This is a genomic window from Sphingorhabdus buctiana (genome assembly GCF_042680825.1).
Lineage (GTDB): Bacteria > Pseudomonadota > Alphaproteobacteria > Sphingomonadales > Sphingomonadaceae > Sphingorhabdus_B > Sphingorhabdus_B buctiana.
On sequence record NZ_JBHUEL010000002.1, the window covers coordinates 491,529 to 510,165 of the forward strand.

General features: G+C 57.2%; 16 protein-coding genes. 8 read left to right on the top strand and 8 right to left on the bottom strand.

The features are described 5' to 3' along the window. Positions 1-81 precede the first annotated feature (81 nt). Together ACFSAG_RS02815 and ACFSAG_RS02820 are read right to left on the bottom strand one after the other, a co-directional pair. Positions 82-1,236 (bottom strand): carboxynorspermidine decarboxylase, encoded by a 1,155-nt coding sequence (locus ACFSAG_RS02815; RefSeq protein WP_381511187.1) that lies wholly within the window; start codon positions 1,234-1,236, stop codon positions 82-84. Further along, positions 1,236-2,444 carry a saccharopine dehydrogenase family protein gene (locus tag ACFSAG_RS02820; RefSeq protein ID WP_381511189.1) on the bottom strand — a complete coding sequence of 403 codons (1,209 nt, stop codon included), beginning with the start codon at positions 2,442-2,444 and terminating at the stop codon, positions 1,236-1,238. The genes ACFSAG_RS02815 and ACFSAG_RS02820 overlap by 1 nt, the downstream gene beginning before the upstream one ends. 54 nt (positions 2,445-2,498) lie before the next feature. On the opposite strand from ACFSAG_RS02820, the gene ACFSAG_RS02825 reads away from it, so the two are divergent. Both ACFSAG_RS02825 and ACFSAG_RS02830 read left to right on the top strand, forming a co-directional pair. Further along, positions 2,499-3,485 (top strand): threonine ammonia-lyase, encoded by a 987-nt coding sequence (locus ACFSAG_RS02825; protein WP_381511191.1) that lies wholly within the window; start codon positions 2,499-2,501, stop codon positions 3,483-3,485. Then, positions 3,482-4,072, top strand: a complete 591-nt coding sequence (locus tag ACFSAG_RS02830; RefSeq protein WP_381511193.1) for a GNAT family N-acetyltransferase — start codon at positions 3,482-3,484, stop codon at positions 4,070-4,072. The genes ACFSAG_RS02825 and ACFSAG_RS02830 overlap by 4 nt, the downstream gene beginning before the upstream one ends. On the opposite strand, the gene hemA is transcribed toward ACFSAG_RS02830, so the two are convergent. Then, on the bottom strand, positions 4,069-5,289 hold the full coding sequence (hemA, locus tag ACFSAG_RS02835) for a 5-aminolevulinate synthase (protein WP_381511195.1): 1,221 nt from the start codon (positions 5,287-5,289) through the stop codon (positions 4,069-4,071). The genes ACFSAG_RS02830 and hemA overlap by 4 nt on opposite strands. Before the next feature lie 82 nt (positions 5,290-5,371). Next, complete coding sequence (gene murI, locus ACFSAG_RS02840) at positions 5,372-6,187, bottom strand: glutamate racemase (RefSeq protein ID WP_381511197.1); 816 nt, start codon at positions 6,185-6,187, stop codon at positions 5,372-5,374. A 94-nt stretch (positions 6,188-6,281) separates the two neighbouring features. On the opposite strand from murI, the gene plsY reads away from it, so the two are divergent. The 3 genes from plsY to topA all read left to right on the top strand — a co-directional run bounded on the left by plsY (position 6,282) and on the right by topA (position 10,591). Then, positions 6,282-6,875 (top strand): glycerol-3-phosphate 1-O-acyltransferase PlsY, encoded by a 594-nt coding sequence (gene plsY, locus ACFSAG_RS02845; RefSeq protein WP_374611024.1) that lies wholly within the window; start codon positions 6,282-6,284, stop codon positions 6,873-6,875. Positions 6,876-6,881: 6 nt separating this feature from the next. Then, positions 6,882-7,973: a DNA-processing protein DprA gene (gene dprA / locus ACFSAG_RS02850; RefSeq protein ID WP_381511199.1), complete on the top strand. Its 1,092-nt coding sequence runs from the start codon at positions 6,882-6,884 to the stop codon at positions 7,971-7,973. Between the two features lie 80 nt (positions 7,974-8,053). Beyond that, positions 8,054-10,591: a type I DNA topoisomerase gene (gene topA, locus ACFSAG_RS02855; protein ID WP_381511201.1), complete on the top strand. Its 2,538-nt coding sequence runs from the start codon at positions 8,054-8,056 to the stop codon at positions 10,589-10,591. Here the strand turns inward: topA and era are convergent, their stop codons facing one another. From era to lepB, 3 genes are read right to left on the bottom strand one after another with little or no spacing between them, the layout of a single operon-like run. After that, on the bottom strand, positions 10,592-11,485 hold the full coding sequence (gene era, locus ACFSAG_RS02860) for a GTPase Era (protein WP_381511202.1): 894 nt from the start codon (positions 11,483-11,485) through the stop codon (positions 10,592-10,594). Next, positions 11,482-12,198, bottom strand: a complete 717-nt coding sequence (rnc, locus tag ACFSAG_RS02865) for a ribonuclease III (RefSeq protein WP_381511204.1) — start codon at positions 12,196-12,198, stop codon at positions 11,482-11,484. Before rnc ends, era begins: the two co-directional genes overlap by 4 nt. After that, complete coding sequence (gene lepB, locus ACFSAG_RS02870) at positions 12,147-13,007, bottom strand: signal peptidase I (RefSeq protein ID WP_381511206.1); 861 nt, start codon at positions 13,005-13,007, stop codon at positions 12,147-12,149. Before lepB ends, rnc begins: the two co-directional genes overlap by 52 nt. Before the next feature lie 114 nt (positions 13,008-13,121). On the opposite strand from lepB, the gene pgi reads away from it, so the two are divergent. The 3 genes from pgi (at position 13,122) to ACFSAG_RS02885 (ending at position 17,116) form a co-directional block, all read left to right on the top strand. Beyond that, positions 13,122-14,618 (top strand): glucose-6-phosphate isomerase, encoded by a 1,497-nt coding sequence (gene pgi / locus ACFSAG_RS02875; protein WP_381511208.1) that lies wholly within the window; start codon positions 13,122-13,124, stop codon positions 14,616-14,618. An 82-nt stretch (positions 14,619-14,700) separates the two neighbouring features. Then, positions 14,701-16,044, top strand: a complete 1,344-nt coding sequence (gorA, locus tag ACFSAG_RS02880) for a glutathione-disulfide reductase (protein WP_381511210.1) — start codon at positions 14,701-14,703, stop codon at positions 16,042-16,044. Between the two features lie 55 nt (positions 16,045-16,099). Next, a complete protein-coding gene (locus ACFSAG_RS02885) occupies positions 16,100-17,116 on the top strand; it encodes an SDR family oxidoreductase (protein ID WP_381511212.1) in 1,017 nt (338 codons plus the stop codon). On the opposite strand, the gene ACFSAG_RS02890 is transcribed toward ACFSAG_RS02885, so the two are convergent. Beyond that, the gene (locus ACFSAG_RS02890; protein WP_381511214.1) at positions 17,113-18,516 is read right to left on the bottom strand and encodes a short-chain fatty acyl-CoA regulator family protein; all 1,404 of its coding nucleotides are present in this window, start codon (positions 18,514-18,516) and stop codon (positions 17,113-17,115) included. The two genes, ACFSAG_RS02885 and ACFSAG_RS02890, sit on opposite strands and share 4 nt — an antisense overlap. Positions 18,517-18,637: the final 121 nt, after the last annotated feature.

The following is an 18,637-nucleotide window of genomic DNA, read 5'->3' on the forward strand; positions in this document are numbered from 1 at the left end:
GTGACGGTAAGGCATCGAGAAACTCCCCCGAACTCGATGCGACCCTGTTTTTTCCTAAGTTACATGAAGAGAGATTGCCGGTCAACTTAACCGGTCGCGGAACTCTTCCCAGCCAAATTCGCGCACACAGCGCAGCTCATCACTCTCGCTGTTCCATAGCCAGATAGAGGGCAGGGGGACGCCATTGAAAGTGTTGGTCTTCACCATCGAATAATGTGCCTGATCGAGGAAAGCGAAGCGCTGGCCCGGCTCGGCTGCGACGGGAAGGCGATAGTCGCCGATGATATCGCCCGCGAGGCAGGATGGACCGCCCAAGCGCACAGCCGGGCCATCTGAGAGTTCACCCAGCATGGCAGGGCGATAGGGCGCTTCGATCACGTCGGGCATATGGCAGGTGGCGCTGATATCGGTGATACCAATGGGCATCCCATTTTCGAACACATCGAGCAATTCGCCCACCAATATTCCCGCATCAAGCGCAATCGCTTCGCCGGGCTCCAGATAGACCTCGCATCCGGTTTCGTTGCGGACCGACTTGATGAACTCAACCAGTTCATCACGCTGGTAATCAGCGCGTGTGATATGATGGCCCCCGCCGAAATTGAGCCACTTCAGGCGATCGAAATAGGGCGCGATTTTTGGTTTCAAGCTGTCCCATGTCCGCTGCAGGGGCTCAAAGTCCTGCTCGCACAATGTGTGGAAGTGGAGGCCTGATACACCATCCAGATGGTCCGGCTTCAACTGGCTGACAGGAAAGCCCAGCCGCGAACAAGGCTGGCAGGGATCATATTTTGCAACCTCCCCTTCGGCATGTTCGGGGTTGATGCGCAGGCCAACATCGACACTGCCATTCAGATAGCCAGCAAAGCGGCGATGCTGGGCAGGTGAATTGAAAATGACATGGTCAGAGATCGCAACAATCTCTGCCATGTCCGCTTCCTTGTAGCCGGCGCAATAGGTAGCGATCTCACCCTTATAATGGTCCCTCGCGAGCCGCGCTTCCCACAAGCCGCTAGTGCACACGCCGTCGAGATATTCGCCAACCACATCAGCAAGCGACCACATCGAAAAGGCCTTGAGCGCCGACAGCACCTTTGCCCCCGACCGTGCCCTGACGTCTGCCAGTATTGCAAGGTTTCGCCGCACCGCGACCTCGTCCACCACAAAAGCGGGCGTGGGCACACGGTACAGGTCAAATCGGGCAAAAGCCCCGGGGTCGCCAGCTCTGGTCTCCATCAGAAGTTCAACGGCCCTTCAAGTTCCTTCACCTGCCAAGGCAGGCCATGCTGGTTGAGCATGTCCATGAACGGATCTGGGTTGAACTGTTCCATGTTGAAAACGCCATGCCCGCGCCACAGGCCCTTCACGATCAGGGCAGCGCCAATCATCGCGGGTACGCCGGTAGTATAGCTGACCGCCTGGTTGCCGGTTTCGGCATAGGCATCTTCATGATCGCAGATATTGTAGATGTAGAGAGTCTTTTCCTTGCCATCCTTGCCAATGCCGGTTGCGATGCAGCCAATATTGGTCTTGCCCTTGGTTGTCGGGCCGAGGCTGGCAGGCTCTGGCAGCACGGCCTTGAGGAACTGCAGCGGGATGATTTCCACGCCCTGATATTTCACCGGATCAATGCGGGTCATGCCGACATTCTGCAGCACGGTGAGGTGCTTGATATACTCGTCTCCAAAGGTCATCCAGAAACGGATGCGCTTGATTTCGGGCAGGTGCGTTTTCAGGCTTTCGATTTCCTCATGGTACATGAGGTACATGTTCTTCGGGCCGACGCCCTCGAAATCGAATTGCTGCTTCACCGACATTGGCGGGGTTTCGACCCAATCGCCATTCTCCCAGTGGCGCGCGACTGCGGTCACTTCGCGGATGTTGATTTCCGGGTTGAAGTTGGTGGCAAAGGCCTGGCCATGGTCGCCGCCATTGCAATCGAGGATGTCTAGCGTGTCGATCCGCTCGAAATGATGCTTGTGCAGCCAGGTTGTGAATACGCTGGTCACGCCAGGGTCAAAGCCTGATCCGAGCAATGCCATCAGGCCGGCATCCTTGAAACGATCCTGATAAGCCCATTGCCAGTGATATTCGAACTTGGCCTCATCCTTGGGCTCATAATTCGCGGTGTCCATATAGTGCACGCCGGCGGCAAGGCAGGCGTCCATGATGGCGAGATCCTGGTAGGGCAGGGCAAGGTTGACGACGAGCGCAGGTTCGATCTTCTGGATCAAACGGGTGAGCGCGGGCACCTCTTCTGCATCGATTTCATAGGTGTCGACGGTAACACCGGTGCGTTCCTTCACTGATGCAGCAATCGCGTCGCACTTGCTCTTGGTGCGGCTTGCTAGGCTGATATGGCTGAAGATATCGGTGTTCATTGCCATCTTGTGCACCGCCACCGATCCGACGCCGCCAGCGCCGATTACCAAAACCCTGCTCATCTGTTACGTCCTTCGACAAAGATTCGTTATGGCGACGGCATATAGAGGGCTTTAATGACAGAACAAGAATTGCGCGACCCGAAACGTAAGCCGAGCCATGAAGGTGTGCTGCGCGCGATGACGAAAATCGCCGCAATATTGCCGCCTACACCTCTCTTGCCACTTGAAGTCGACGGCACGACTATCTGGTGCAAGGCGGAAATGCTGCAGCCGATCGGTGCGTTCAAGATCAGGGGCGCCTGGAACCGGCTTACCGATTTGACCGATGAGGAGCGTGCGCGCGGTGTGGTTGCCGTTTCGAGCGGAAATCATGCGCAGGGCATTGCCTGGGCGGCGCAGCGGCTTGGCATAACGGCAACCATCATCATGCCGGAAAATGCACCCAAGGCGAAGATTGAAGCGACGCGCGGCTATGGAGCCGAGGTAGTCCTCTACCAGCGCCCGGGGCAGGATCGTGACGCTATTGCTGCGGAGTTGATCGCTCGAACGGGTGCAACTTTAGTCCATCCCTTTGGCGATCCTTGGGTGATGGAGGGACAGGGAACCTTGGGCTTGGAGGCCGAAGCGCAATTGAAAGCGCGAGGTGTCGAAGGCCCGCTCCACATCATTGCCTGCTGCGGCGGAGGCGGGCTTTCGGGCGGGCTTGCCTTGGCTTGCCCCGATGCAACCCTGTCTATTGCCGAGCCGCAAGGATGGGATGACATGATCCGGTCGATAGCGGCGGGCGAAATATTGTCGGTCGAGGATCAAGCCTTTCCCACGCCATGCGATGCGCTGCAAACGCCGCGCACCTTTCCGATCAATTTCGATGTGTTGCGTGATCGTGTGCACAGTAGCGCTGTTGTCACCCCGGCTGATATTTCCGCTGCAATGCGGGTGACATTCGAAAAACTGCATCTTGTCGTCGAACCGGGTGGAGCTGCAGCACTCGCCGCAGTCCTTTCGGGAAAGATCGATCCAGTCGCTACGCCGGTTGTCACCTTGTCGGGCGGAAATGTGGATTGGGAAAGTTACCGACAGATGGTGGGAGGAACAGCATGACCGAGATTATCGATGCCCAAGGCGCTCACTACCCAATGGTAGCGGAAACACTGGCGCAAGCCTTCCACACTGATCCTGCCCTATCTTACATATTGCAGGATGAAGGATCACGGCCGCGCCGCCTGAAACGCCTGTTCGACCTCATCATCGCGGACGATGCGAATGTTGGCCGGGTGGTCCAATCAGCAGGTAATGAAGCTGCGGCCTTGTGGCGATCACCGGGAAATGCAGATAGCGGAGACGAGCCGCTCATAGCCCAACTCATGCCGATGTTGCGCATCTTTGGTTTTGCCCTTCCGCGAGCCATGCGCGTTGTCGAGGGCATCGATAAGAACCGACCCAAAGGCGATTTCTGGTACCTGCATTTCGTTGGCGTGCGTCCAGCCCATCAGGGCAAGGGCTGGGGCGGTCGCATTATCCGCGAAGGGCTAGCGCGTGCTGACGCAGAAGGGCTGCCCAGCTGGCTGGAAACCGCAACGCCTGAAAATGTGCCGCTCTACCAACGACTCGGATTCGTTATCCAGTGCGAATGGGATGTGCCCAAAGGCGGCCCCCATTTCTGGGGTATGATGCGCGAAGCGGCTTAAGCCGCCTCGGCGAGTTTCAACTCCATCCGGTCCCAGATCTCGACCAGCGCCTGCGTCAGTTCCTGCATCATTTCTTCGGTATGTTGCGGACCGGGGGTGAAGCGTAGGCGCTCTGTGCCGCGCGGCACCGTCGGGAAGTTGATCGGCTGCACATAAGCGCCATATTCGGCGAGCAACGTGTCGCTGATCTTCTTTGCCTTCACCGGATCGCCAACCATCAGTGGAACGATGTGCGTCACGCTCTGCATCACCGGCAGGCCTGCTTCAGCGAAAAGCTGTTTCAGGCGCGCGGCATTGGCTTGCTGGGCGATGCGTTCTTCGCTCGATTGCTTGAGGTGACGGACTGACGCCAATACGCCCGCAACGAGCACTGGCGAAAGGCTCGTGGTGAAAATGAAGCCCGGAGCATAGCTGCGGATCACGTCGACTATCTTCTGATCGGCTGCGATATATCCGCCCATCACGCCAAACGCCTTGCCAAGCGTGCCTTCGATAATGGTGACGCGGTCAGCAACTTCATCGCGCTCGGTAATACCGCCGCCATGATCGCCATACATACCGACGGCATGAACTTCGTCGCAATAGGTGATGGCGTTATACTTGTCCGCAAGATCGCAAATCGCTGCAATCGGCGCGATGTCGCCATCCATCGAATAGACGCTTTCAAATGCGATCAGCTTGGGCAGCGCTGGATCGTCATTGGCGAGAAGTTCTTCGAGATGCGCCAGATCATTGTGCCGCCATACGCGCTTTTCACAGCCCGAATTGCGGATACCCGCAATCATCGATGCGTGGTTGAGCTCGTCGGAATAGATGATGCATCCAGGCAGTATCTTGGCGAGTGTCGCCAGCGTCGCTTCGTTCGAGACATAGCCCGAGGTGAACAGCAAAGCCGCACCCTTGCCATGCAGGCTGGCCAGTTCGGCTTCGAGCTCGACATGGTAATGGGTGTTGCCGCCGATATTGCGGGTGCCGCCAGAACCAGCGCCCACATCGTGCAGCGCCTCTTCCATCGCCGAGATTACCTTGGGATGCTGCCCCATGCAGAGATAGTCGTTCGAGCACCAGACGGTGATCGGCTTCGGGCCGTTATGGCCCGCAAAGCAGCGCGCATTGGGGAACTTGCCCTTGTTGCGCAGGATATCGATAAAGACGCGGTAGCGACCCTCGGCATGCAACCGGTCGATAGCCTTGTCGAAAATTTCGTCATAGTTCATGGCAAGCAAAGCCCTGTTGGTTGCCCGCCCAATAATGCGGGTGAAACCGGAAATCCAGCGAGAACGATTCGCAATATTTCGATTAGAGTGACATGATCTGGGTCAAATTATAGCGCAGCAAAGCAGGACGGTAGGGCTCGATCTGCTCAACTGGCCCCGTGGAGATGAATTTTCCGACTGACGGTTTTGCAGGCCAAGGCTGACCTTCGGTGAGATTTGCAACTCTGCGTGCGATTCCGTCAGAGCCGTCTACAAATGCCAGGTCCTCGCGCAATCCAGCCTCTGCTGCGGCAGCAGCCAATTCTTGCTCAACCAACGGAAAGTGCGTGCAGCCCAGAATGATCTGATCGATCTGGTCGCCGCCTGTCTGATCGGTAAGGCCGCCTATAGCATTGGCGAAAATTACGGGATCGGGCGCTTCGCCGCGCAATTTCGCTTCTGCCGCTGCGACCAGTTCAGGCGCGGCATGGCGAAGCAAGGTTTTACCCTTTGCATGTTCTGACTCGAGCCGATCGACATAAGCCTGCCGGATTGTTGCCTTGGTTCCCAACAGGCCGATAACACCGCTTTGCGTTTGCTCTGCCGCAGGTTTGATTGCTGGCACGGTTCCGACGATAGGCACGCCCAGCACGGCCCGAGCATGTGCCAGGGCGATGGTGGATGCGGTATTGCAAGCGATTACAACAAGCCGCGGGGCGTATCTTTCCGACAAGCGGCCAAGGAAAGCGCATACACGGGTTGCGACCTCGATTTCGCTTTTCTCCCCATAGGGTAGCCCTGCATAGTCGGCCGAATAAATGACCGGCGCTGTAGGCAGTACCTTCTGGACCTTTGCCAAAACCGACAGGCCGCCAACGCCGGAATCGAAAACGAGTATCGGGGCGTCAGGCGCGATCATGCTGGCGGAGATAGACGCGGTGCGGTGTTGAGGCAACCGGCCTTGAGTGTCGCGCGGGATAACGATAACCATCTGACAACAGAGGGAGTCGATTATGCCTACAGGCTGGATGGAAATGGGAAGCGCGGCCTTGTTGGGCTATTTGCTGGGTTCAATCCCGTTCGGGCTGTTGCTCACCAAGTTGGGTGGAGCGGGTGATATCCGTGATATTGGATCGGGCAATATCGGCGCCACAAATGTGTTGCGTACCGGGCGTAAGGGGCTCGCAGCGCTGACATTGCTGCTCGATCTTTTGAAAGGGTTGGCCGCAGTTTTGATCGCTCGGCAATTGTTTCCTGGTTTTGAAGTATTTGCTGCCGTTTCTGCCTTTTTCGGACATCTTTATCCGGTTTGGCTTGGGTTCAAGGGCGGTAAGGGTGTGGCAACCTATGCTGGTATCCTGTTCGGATTGAATTGGCCGCTGGGCCTGATTTACGGTGCGGTCTGGATCAGCATGTTGCTGCTGACGCGTATTTCATCGCTGAGTGGTTTGATTGCCGCCGCTGCCGCTCCACTGGCAGCTGTTTTCTTCGGCTCCGTCACCATTGTTATCCCGCTGGTCGCATGCAGCCTGATCGTTTTCTGGAAGCATCGCGAAAACATCCAGCGTCTTATGGCCGGCACTGAACCGCGTATCGGGCAGAAATAAGAAAGCATGGTGCTCGAGGCGCAGGATGCTTTCGACAGACTGCGGTTGATCCGTTCGCCTAATGTCGGGCCAGTAAGCTACCGCCAGCTCATCGCGCGTTTCGGAAGCGCATCGAAAGCACTTGAGGCGCTTCCCGAACTTTCAGGTCGGGCGGGTGGCCGCAAATTTGTGGCGGCATCTGTCACGGACATCGAGAATGAAATGAAAAGGCTTGCCAAAGCCGGTGCGAGCTATCTCTTCATCGACGATGCCGATTATCCATCACTTTTGAGCGAAATCGAAAATGCACCGCCAGTGCTGACCTATCAGGGGAACATTGGGCTGGCCGGCAAAGTGAATGTTGCCATGGTGGGTGCGCGTAACGCATCGGCTGCTGGCTGCCGGATGGCCCGGCAAATTGCGCAAGAGTTAGGTGACCGCGGTATCGTTGTGACTTCGGGCTTGGCGCGAGGTATCGATGCAGCCGCGCACCAAGGCGGGCTGGCAATGGGAACCATTGCCGTCATCGCGGGCGGCATCGACAATATCTATCCGCCCGAGCATGCCCAATTGCAGGCGCAAATCGCCGAACAAGGGCTTTTGATAGCTGAGATGCCTCCGGGCACCGAACCCCGGGCGCGACATTTCCCCTATCGCAATCGTATCATTGCCGGGATTTCAGCTGGGACAGTGGTCGTAGAGGCAATTCCCAAGTCAGGCTCTTTGATAACAGCAAGGCAGGCGGGCGAAGCGGGTAGGGAAGTGATGGCGATCCCCGGCTCTCCGCTCGATCCGCGCTCGCGTGGGTGCAATCAGTTGATCCGCGACGGCGCAACGCTGGTGCAGGATGCTGGAGAGATTGCCGAACTGATTGCGCCGCTCGATCATCGTGTGCGGTCACATGCTTCGACACAGCCGCAATTCGAATTTGTTGCCGAGGCGGGAGATGGTGAACGCAAGGCGATTTTCGAACTGCTCAGCACGAACTTCGCGGCTATCGATGAACTGGTGCGCCTTTCAGGCATGCCTTCGGCGCAGGTGCAGATGGTTTTGCTCGAACTCGAACTGGCCGGACGGCTTGAGCGTGGCGCGGGAGCCAAGGTGCGCCTGACTGCATGATATTTGCCGCTTGACGACCCCGAAACCACCCCGCCAATTTATGCGCGTACGTGAGAGTGTGAGAAAAGAAACATAAATCCATGAAGTTAGTCGTTGTCGAATCACCCGCCAAAGCGAAGACAATCGAGAAGTATCTGGGAAGCGGATATAAGGTGCTGGCCTCCTATGGCCATGTCCGCGATCTGCCGCCCAAGGACGGATCGGTAGATCCCGAAAACGGCTTTGCCATGTTGTGGGACAATTACCCAGACAAGGCCAAGCAACTGAAAGCCATCGCAGACGAGGCAAAGAAGGCCGATGGCCTGATCCTCGCAACCGACCCTGATCGCGAGGGGGAAGCAATCAGCTGGCATGTGCAGGAAGTGCTGGAGAAGAAAAAGGCACTGCCCAAGAATGTCGCACGCGTCACCTTCAATGCAATCACCAAACAGGCGGTTACCGAGGCAATGGCCCATCCGCGCGAACTCGATCATGACCTGATCGATGCCTATCGCGCCCGCCGTGCGCTCGATTACCTTGTCGGCTTCACCCTGTCGCCTGTGCTGTGGCGCAAACTCCCGGGGGCGAAATCTGCCGGGCGCGTGCAATCGGTGGCGTTGCGCCTGATCGTCGAACGTGATCGTGAGATTGAAGCCTTCCGGCCGCAGGAATATTGGTCAGTTACCGCCAAGATGGAGCATAAGGGACAGGGCTTTGATGCCCGCCTGGTTCGCTTCAAGGGCGAGAAACTCGACAAAATGGCATTGGGAGTAGAAGGCAGCGCCGAAGAAGCGCGCGCCGCCGTCGAAGCCGGACATTTCAGCGTCGATAGCGTTGAAACCAAGCCGGTGACGCGCAATCCACAGCCGCCTTTCACGACCTCAACGCTGCAACAGGAAGCAGCCCGCAAGCTTGGTTTTTCTGCCAGCCACACGATGCGGATCGCCCAGAATCTCTACGAAGATGGTGCGATCACTTATATGCGTACCGATGGCGTCCAGATGGACCCGAGCGCTATCTCGGCAGCGCGCGGTGCCATCGCTAGCCGCTATGATGCCGGCTATCTGCCCGACAAACCTCGGGTTTACCAAACTAAGGCAAAAAACGCGCAGGAAGCGCACGAAGCCATTCGTCCCACCGATTTCGGTAAAGACAAGGCGGGGTCGGGCGATCATGCCAAGTTGTATGACCTGATCTACAAGCGCGCTCTGGCCAGCCAAATGGCGTCGGCGCGGATGGAGCGGACGACGGTCGACATGCTTGACGGTACAGGCCGGATCGGGCTGCGCGCGACTGGTCAGGTTGTGAAGTTTCCTGGCTTCCTTGCGCTTTATGAGGAGGGTATCGACGACAAGGACGACGAAAATGGCGCCTTGCTTCCCGTGCTCGAAAAGGGCGACGTGCCGGCAAAGAAATCGGTCGAGAAGGTGCAGCACTTTACCCAACCGCCGCCGCGCTATTCAGAGGCGAGCCTTGTCAAAAGGCTGGAGGAATTGGGTATTGGTCGTCCGTCAACCTACGCCTCGATCATCCAGGTCCTCAAGGATCGTGCTTATGTGCGAGTGGAAAAAAATCGTTTCTTTGCAGAGGAATCTGGCCGCCTTTTAACAGCATTTCTCGAAAGGTTCTTCGATCGCTATGTCGCCTATGATTTCACCGCTGGCCTTGAGGACCAGTTGGATGAAATCAGTGCGGGCGATGCCGACTGGCAGCGCGTGCTCGAGGCGTTCTGGCGCGATTTCAAACCGAAAACCGCCGAGGTGCTGGAGCAAAAGCCCTCGGATATCACGGCAGAACTCGACAAGTTCCTCGCGCCTTACCTTTTTCCTGAACGGGAGGATGGCACCGATCCACGGATTTGTCCTAAATGTGGCTCTGGCAAACTCGCGCTGCGCGGTGGTCGTTTTGGCGCATTTGTCGCTTGTTCCAACTATCCGGAATGCAAATTCACCCGCAAATTCGCCCAGCCCGGCGGCGCTGACGGCATGACGTCAGATGGCCCAGAAGTGCTTGGAAATCATCCGGAAACTGGTCAGGAAATCAGCCGCAAGTCAGGTCGTTTCGGCCCCTATGTAGAAATGGGCGAGGGCAAGGAAGCTGCGCGTGCCTCTATCCCAAAGGATATTCCGGCGGAAGATTTCGGGCTCGATTGGGCAATCAAACTGCTGTCCTTGCCACGCACGATCGGCAACCACCCCGAAAGCGGAGAGCCTGTTACCGCCAGCATCGGCCGTTATGGACCCTATCTGGCGCATCAGGGCAAATATGCGCGGCTGCAATCGACCATGGACGTCTTTGAAACCGGCATGAATGCTGCGGTTGTCAAACTTGCCGAAGCCGCCAATGGCGGTGGCCGCGCGCGCAATGGCGGCTCGCGAGAGCCTTTGAAGGTGCTGGGCAAACATCCGCGCACCGATGCCGAGATCAAATTGATGGATGGCCGCTATGGCGCCTATGTCACCGACGGCACGACCAACGCAACATTGCCCAAAACCGTGGCTCCCGATGAACTGACGCTTGAAGAAGCCGCGCAGTTGATCGACGAACGCGCAGCAAAGGGGCCAGCGAACGGCAAGGGCAAGAAAAAGGCTGCGGCTAAAAAAGCGCCTGCCAAAAAAGCGGCCGCTAAAAAGAAATAGCTACTCGACCCAATCGAGCCCCATGTCTCGATAGACCCCGCGGTCTTCGTCCCATCCTGCCTTCACCTTGACGTGAAGGTAGAGATGGACGGGAACGCCCATCAAATCGCCAATTTCTTTGCGCGCTGCGGCACCAATCGCTTTGATCCGGCTGCCGCCCTTGCCAAGCACGATGGCCCGTTGTGTTTCGCGCTCGACCAGAATCTGCTGGTAGATTTCGATGCTGCCGTCGGGCCGTTCCGAATATTTTTCGGTTTCGACCGTGCTCGCATAGGGCAGTTCCTCATGCAATTGCAGGTAAAGCTGCTCGCGGGTGATTTCGGCCGCGGCGAGGCGTTCGGACGCATCGGAAACCTGATCTTCGGGGAAATGCCATTCGCCTTCCGGCATCGCTGCTCCAATGGCTGATTTCAGCTCTGCCAGGCCGTCTGCCGTCGATGCGCTGACATAATATATTTGCTCAAACGGACACAGGCCGAGGATTTTTTCGGTGAGCGCGAGCAGCTTTTCCTTCGCTGCGATATCAACCTTGTTGAGCACCAGCCATTTCTTCTCGGGCCGGTTTACCAATCCTTCGAGGATTTTCTCGACCTTAGGCCCAGCTCCGGCGCGGCCATCGACCACCATCAGGATCAGGTCCGCGTCAGACGCACCTTCCCACGCAGCGGCCACCATGGCCCGATCGAGCCGGCGGTTGGGTGCAAAAATGCCCGGCGTGTCGACGAGGATGATCTGCGCGTCCCCCTCCAAGGCAATGCCCATCAGGCGGGTGCGGGTCGTCTGCGCCTTGGGGCTGACGATCGCCACCTTTTGCCCGACCAACGCATTGACGAGGGTCGACTTGCCTGCATTGGGCGCGCCGATAATGGCGACATGGCCGCAACGCTGTGTCATGCATTTTTCTCCAGAAAGGCCTTGGCGGCGGCAGTTTCAGCCGCCTGTTTGCTATTGGCTGTTGCCGATACCGGGTCAAAGCCTTTTACCGTAACTGTCACTTCAAAGCGCATCGCATGCGGCGGGCCTTCTTTGTGCGTCACCTCATATTCGGGCACTTTGCGATTGTTCGCGGCACACCATTCCTGCAACGCCGATTTCGGGTGCTTTGGTGCGGCTTTGGCGGATTCGAGCAAGGGGCGCCAATAACGCTCAATAAAGCTGCGCGCGCGATCAAGGCCTAGGTCGAGGTAGATCGCCCCGATCAACGCTTCGACCATGTCACCCAGCACATAGTCGCTTTCCTTGGCACCATCATCGCGTGCCTGCTTGCCGAGCCGCATATGGGCCTGTAGGCCTATTTCCCGGGCAACCTCAGCACAGGTGCTTCCAGCGACCAATGCATTGAGGCGATGCGACAGGCGGCCTTCTGGTTCTTCTGGAAAGCGCTGGAAGAGCATCGAAGCTGCGACCAATCCCAAGACGCGGTCCCCCAAAAATTCGAGCCGCTGGTAGTGCGCCGCACCCGTGCTGCCATGGGTCAGCGCCTGTTCGAACAGTCGCAAGTCGGTGGGCGATGCGCCTACGATATCCTCAAGCCAGGTTGAAAGGTCAGGCAAGGTCAAAAGCCTTTGCCGATGCGATCCCAGCGCGCTGCGGAGAACCAAGTCCATGGGAGCAACCAACGGGCAGAGCCATCGGTCGAAAAAACGACGAATTGCGCGCGGCCTATAAGGTTTTCTGTGGGGACAAGCCCAAGCCAAATGCCATCTGCGGGATAGCGGCTATCGGCGCTGCGATCGCGATTATCGCCCATCAACAGCAACTGGTTTTCCGGCACTATGATCGGATCGGTGTCATCGCCTTTTTGATAAGGTTCGATATCGAGCGAGAGATAGCTTTTCCCCTCGGGTAGCGTTTCGCGATATTGCGGATAGCGACACTCGGTTCCGCCACCGCTGGCTGGCTGCTCATATTCAGGTTTCCAGCACGGATAGGCTGTCCCTTCCAGCGCCGCCGCATCGCGCATCCCCTGAGTGACCGGGGTGACAAAATCGCCAACCCGTTCTTTCTTCACAGGCTTGCCGTTGATCTCCAAAATGCCGGCACGCATCTGCACGACATCGCCGGGAAGGCCGATTACACGTTTGATATAATCGACATTGGCATCGCCTGGCGCACGCACCACAACCACATCACCGCGCGCGGGCAATTGGCCGAACACCCTTCCCTCGAAAACTTCCGGTGACAGCGGGAAGCTATAGCGAGAAATGCCGTAGGGCCATTTGGAAACGAGCAGGTAATCGCCAATCAAGAGGCGCGGATGCATCGATTCCGACGGAATGTTGAAAGGTGCAAAGATAAAGCTGCGGAAAATCAGGACCAAAGCCGCCAGCTTCAGCAGGAAAAGCCCATATTCGCGCCATTCGGAGGCGTTGCTTTTGCCGGCATCGGCATTTTGGGTCTCTGTGGTTTCAGTCAATTGCGATGCCCCGACATTCGATTTCATGCATTTGCCGATGTTACGGCACTGGCCTTCTAATAAGCGTCCGCGCTATTGGCCAGTGCCGAGATTCTCCGTTCCAAGGAAAATACAATGACCGCAAATATATGGGCTGCCATCGAAAACATGCCTGCCAAGACTTTGGAAGCATTGTTCGATGAGGATGCGACGCGCGTCGACATGATGACTATTTCGCAATCGGGACTGCGTTTCGATTTTTCAAAGACCCATCTGGATGCTGATTTGCAGGCGGTCTTTGCAGAACTGGCAACTGCGATGGACATCGATGGAGCCCGTGAGAAGCTGTTTTCGGGCGCGGTGATCAACACAACCGAAGGTCGGGCCGCCACCCATGCTGCCGAACGCGGCAATGGTTCGGCAGATGATGTGGTACAGGCAAAGGCGCTGCAAAACCGGATGCGCGGGCTGATCGAAGTGATCGAAGCGGGCGCATTTGGCGAGATCAATCATATCCTGCATATCGGTATTGGCGGTTCAGCGCTTGGCCCGAAGCTGCTCATCGATGCCCTCGGACGCGATGGTTTGCGTTTCGACACAAAGGTCGTTTCCAATGTCGACGCGACCGCACTCGCCGAAGCAATCAAGGATATGGACCCCAAGGCGACACTGGTTGCGGTTGCTTCCAAGACCTTCACAACCACAGAAACGCTGATGAACGCGGAAAGCGCACTCGAATGGTTACGCGATGGCGGCGTTGAAGACCCCTATGGACAGGTCATCGCGCTGACTGCAGCGCCCGAAAAGGCGATGGAATGGGGCGTCGATCAAAGCCGCATCCTGCCTTTTGCAGAGAGCGTCGGTGGGCGCTACTCGCTTTGGTGCTCAATCGGCTTTCCGGTTGCGGCGGCTTTGGGCTGGGCTGCGTTTGAGGAGCTGCTTGAAGGGGCTGCGGAAATGGATCGCCATTTCCGCTCCGCGCCGCTGGCGCAGAATGCTCCAGTACAAGCTGCATTTGCGGATCTGTATTATGCGCAAGCGCGAAAGTGCCAGACCCGCGCGGTTTTCGCTTATGATGAACGCTTGAGGTTGTTGCCCGACTATCTCCAGCAGCTTGAGATGGAATCTAATGGCAAATCGGTAACCGCCGATGGCAAGCAGTTGGATCGCCCTACCGCTCCGGTGACGTGGGGCGGCGTTGGCACCGATGCCCAGCACGCGGTTTTCCAGTTGCTGCACCAGGGCACACATACCATCCCGGTGGAATTCATCGCCAGCAAGACCCCGGGGCATGATTTCGATCCGGCGCATCATGAAACCTTGCTCATCAATTGTTTCGCGCAGGGCGCAGCATTGATGCGGGGACGGGATAGTGCAGACAAGGCGCGGAGCTATGCCGGCAACCGGCCTTCGACCACGATCCTGCTAGACGACGTCACGCCGTCAGCCGTTGGTGCCCTTATTGCCTTTTATGAGCATCGCACCTTTGCAAATGCGGTATTGCTGGGGATCAACCCATTCGACCAGTTCGGCGTGGAACTGGGCAAGGAAATCGCGCGCGGCATAGCGGAAAATGGGCCTGATGGTTTTGATCCATCAACCTCTGCCTTGATCGCCGCAGCCGGATTGTAACAATCAAGCCTATCAGGCCAAACAGCATTTTCGATTGGCATTTCTGCCTCGCGTTGCCATATGGCACGCAAAGGAATGAAATATGGCATTTGATTACGACTTGTTTGTCATTGGTGCGGGTTCAGGCGGCGTGCGTGCCGCGCGCATTGCTTCGTCGCACGGCGCAAGGGTAGCAGTCGCAGAGGAGTATCGCGTTGGTGGCACCTGCGTCATTCGTGGCTGTGTTCCCAAGAAGCTGCTCGTTTATGGTTCGCACTTTGCCGAAGACTTGGCCGATGCGCAGCGTTTTGGTTGGAATACCACCGGTGCGACCTTTGACTGGCCAACGCTGCGCGACAATGTTGCGTCCGAAGTCGATCGGCTCGAAGGGCTGTACGGCCAGACACTGGGCAATGCGAAGGTGGAGATTTTCCGCCAACGTGCGGTAATTGCCGGGCCGAACTTGGTCCGCCTGGCGGACGGCACGGAGGTCAGCGCGGCCAATATCCTGATTGCAACCGGTGCTTGGCCCTCGATACCGGATATTCCAGGCGCGGAATTTGGCATCACCTCCAATGAGGTGTTCCATCTCCAACAACTCCCCAAACGCGCGGTGATTGCGGGGGCAGGCTATATCGCCAATGAATTTGCAGGCATCTTCAATGAACTGGGTGTTGAAGTGACGCTGGTGACACGTGGCGACAAGATGCTGCGCAGCTATGATCAGGAAATTGTCGAAAAACTAGTAGGAATCAGCCGAGAAAAGGGCATCGACATCAGGTTCAACTTCAAATGTCCCGCCATACGCCAACAGGCTGACGGTTCGTTTATGGTCGAAAGTGGCGATGGTGCCGATGTCGAAACCGACTTGGTGCTGTTCGCCATTGGACGTGTTCCCAAGACTAAGGATCTGGGTCTGGAGGCACTTGGCGTTGCGCTCGATAAAGACGGCGCCGTAATTGTCGACGAATATAATCGGACCAATGTGGCCGGAGTTTTTGCCGTCGGCGATGTCACAAACCGGGTGCAACTGACGCCGGTTGCCATTCGCGAAGGTCACGCCTTTGCCGACACCGTGTTCGGCAAAAATCCGCGGACAATCGACTATGGGGCCATTCCAACAGCGGTATTCTCAAATCCTCCAATCGCTGGCGTCGGCTTGACTGAGGAAGAGGCCCGGGCGACGCTTGGCGATGTCAAAGTCTATAAAAGCGATTTCCGAGCCATGAAAAATGTCCTCGCGGGGCGCAACGAACGCGCACTGTACAAGATGATCGTTGATGGAAAGACCGACAAGGTTGTGGGGCTGCACCTGATCGGCCCGGACAGCGCCGAAATCCTGCAAGCTGCCGCTATCGCCGTAAAGGCGGGGCTCACCAAACAGGCATTTGATGATACTGTGGCACTTCATCCCAGTATGGCGGAAGAGCTTGTTCTGATGAAATAAATCTGGTTGCAGGTTGCAACCTATCTGCTAAATCTCCGTATAGAGGAGATGGCAGATGGCGGGACAGGTTTTTGTATCGGGCGGTAGCGGCTACATCGCGGGCTTCCTCATCAAGCAACTGATTGCCGAGGGCTGGACGGTTCATACGAGCATCCGAAATCTCGCGCGTGAGGAAGAGGTGCGCGGATGGCTTGGCGTCGATAACAGCAAACTCAAATTCTTTGCCGCCGATTTAATGAGCGATGATGGCTGGGCAGAAGCTATGGCAGGATGCACCCATGTCGCGCATGTCGCATCTCCGCTTCCGTCGAATGCGCCGAAAAGTAACGATGAGCTGATCGTTCCTGCGCGTGAAGGCGCACTCCGGGCACTTCGTTTTGCCCATGCTGCGGGGATAAAGCGCTTTGTGATGACCTCGTCGGTTGCCGCAATTGCTTATGGGCATGGCAAGGGAAAACAGCATTTCACCGAGGCTGATTGGACCGATGTTAACAGCCCCGATGCCTATGCCTATGTGAAGTCCAAAACCATTGCCGAAAGAGCGGCGCGCGATTGGGTGGCGGCCAATGCGCCGGAGATGGAATTTGTGACGATCAATCCATCGCTCGTACTCGGCCCATTGCTCGCCGCGGATTTTTCCACGTCGCTTGAGGCGATCAAGAAACTGCTCGATGGTTCACTGCCTGGCTTGCCCAATCTCGGCTTTTCGGTTGTCGATGTGCGCGATGTTGCTGACCTCCACGTTCGCTGCCTCACCGCGCCGAACATGGCCGGCGAGCGCTTCGTTGCCGCAGGTCCGTTCTTATGGATGCGCGATGTGGCAGCCATCATGAAAAAGGGCCTTGGGCCAGATGGCCGGAAAGTGCCGTCGCGCAAGCTGCCCAATTTCCTTGTCCGGCTATCGGCCCTTTTCGACCCGGTAATCCGTCAGGTCGTCGGTGAACTCGACAATGTCCGCGATACGTCTGCGCAGCATGCGAAAGATGTATTGGGCTGGCAAACCCGCGATCCCAAGGAAAGCATCCTTGATACCGCGCGCGACATGATCCGCTTGGGTTTGGTGAAAAGCTAACCGATCCGGTAAGGCACCACACTGCGACGATCGGGATCGACGATGATTTCGCGGTCGCTGGGTGGGAAAGCGCGCTGGTCGCAGTCGGGGCGTGGACAAAGGCGGCAACTGATACCGATTTTTGTAGCGTTGCGCCCGGTTAAGTCGAGCCCGTCGGCGTAGATGAATTCGCGTGCATGGTCGATTTCACAGCCCAGCGCGACGGCGTAACGGCGTGGGGCGCGGTCATAGCTGCCCGACGGCTTCACCAATCCCTTGGCCATTGAGACATAGCGCACGCCATCGGGTGTTTCGGCGAGCTGGACGAGGATGCGGTCAGGTATCGCCACTGCTTCGTGCACAATCCATAAAGGGCAGGCGCCACCAAAGCGGGCAAACTGCAGCCGCGTGGCGCTGTGCCGCTTGGTGATATTGCCCGCCATATCGACCCGGCAAAAGAAGAAGGGCACGCCGCGCGCATTGGGGCGTTGCAGCGTCGACAGTCGGTGGCAAGCTTGCTCAAAGCTGACATTAAAGGCTTGGCATAGCCGGTCGATATCGTGTCGCACCGCGCGCGCTTCTTCGCGAAAACGCCGGTAGGGCATCAGGATCGCGCCTGCCGCGTAATTGGCGAGGCCGACTGAGAGCAATTGGCGCGACGCCGCGGCACGTAACTTTGCGCCCTCAACAACCTGGCTGATTTCGCTGCGTAAGGCAGTCGCGGCCAATTGGTGCGCCAACTGGAAACGGCGGCTCTCGGCGGGCTGGCTTTGGTCGATCACCAGATGGCCCATTTGTGGGTCAAAATCACGCAGGCCGGCATGTTGTGAGTAGATCAGTGAAATCGAAAGTGCGCTACGGATGTGCTGTTCGAGTGCCGTTACGTCCGGGGTTAGTTGTGCTCCGCGGAGCTTATCGCCCAGTGCCTCTGCGGCACGGTCGAGAATATCGACATAATTTCCTGAATTGTGGAACCAGTCTCGCACTTCCTCCCACGGCAATCGGGATCCGCCTGCCGTGTCGTTCGATAAAGCCTCATCGACGATTTGCAGGCGTTGCCCAGCATGTAGATAGGCCTGGTGCAATGCAATGAACTGGTCTGCGAGCGCTGGCTGTTGTTCCGAAATTCGTGCCAGTTGCTCGGGCGAGAGCGGGTTGGGAAATAGAGGATCGGCTGCTGCTTCGCGCAGGGCTGCAAAGCGGCGCGTGGCGGCATCGCCTTCATCGACATTCCAGTCTAGCGGGAAGTTGCGCGAAAGCATTTCCAACAAAGCAGGGGTCAAAGGCCGATCGTCATGTTCGATCTGCGAAAGATAGGATACCGAAATACCCAGTTTCTCAGCCAGTTCCGCCTGACGCAGGCCATGTTCGGCGCGGAGCGATTTGAGTTTATCGCCAGCAAAAACCCTGCGCTTCGACATGTGCAGTCTCCTGTTTCCTGCAAATTCACTACTTTGCAAACTGCAACTTTGCAACTTTGCAATTTCACATTGGACATGACCTCAAAAATCGGGTTGAGCACATGCTTTGTTGAATTTTCGG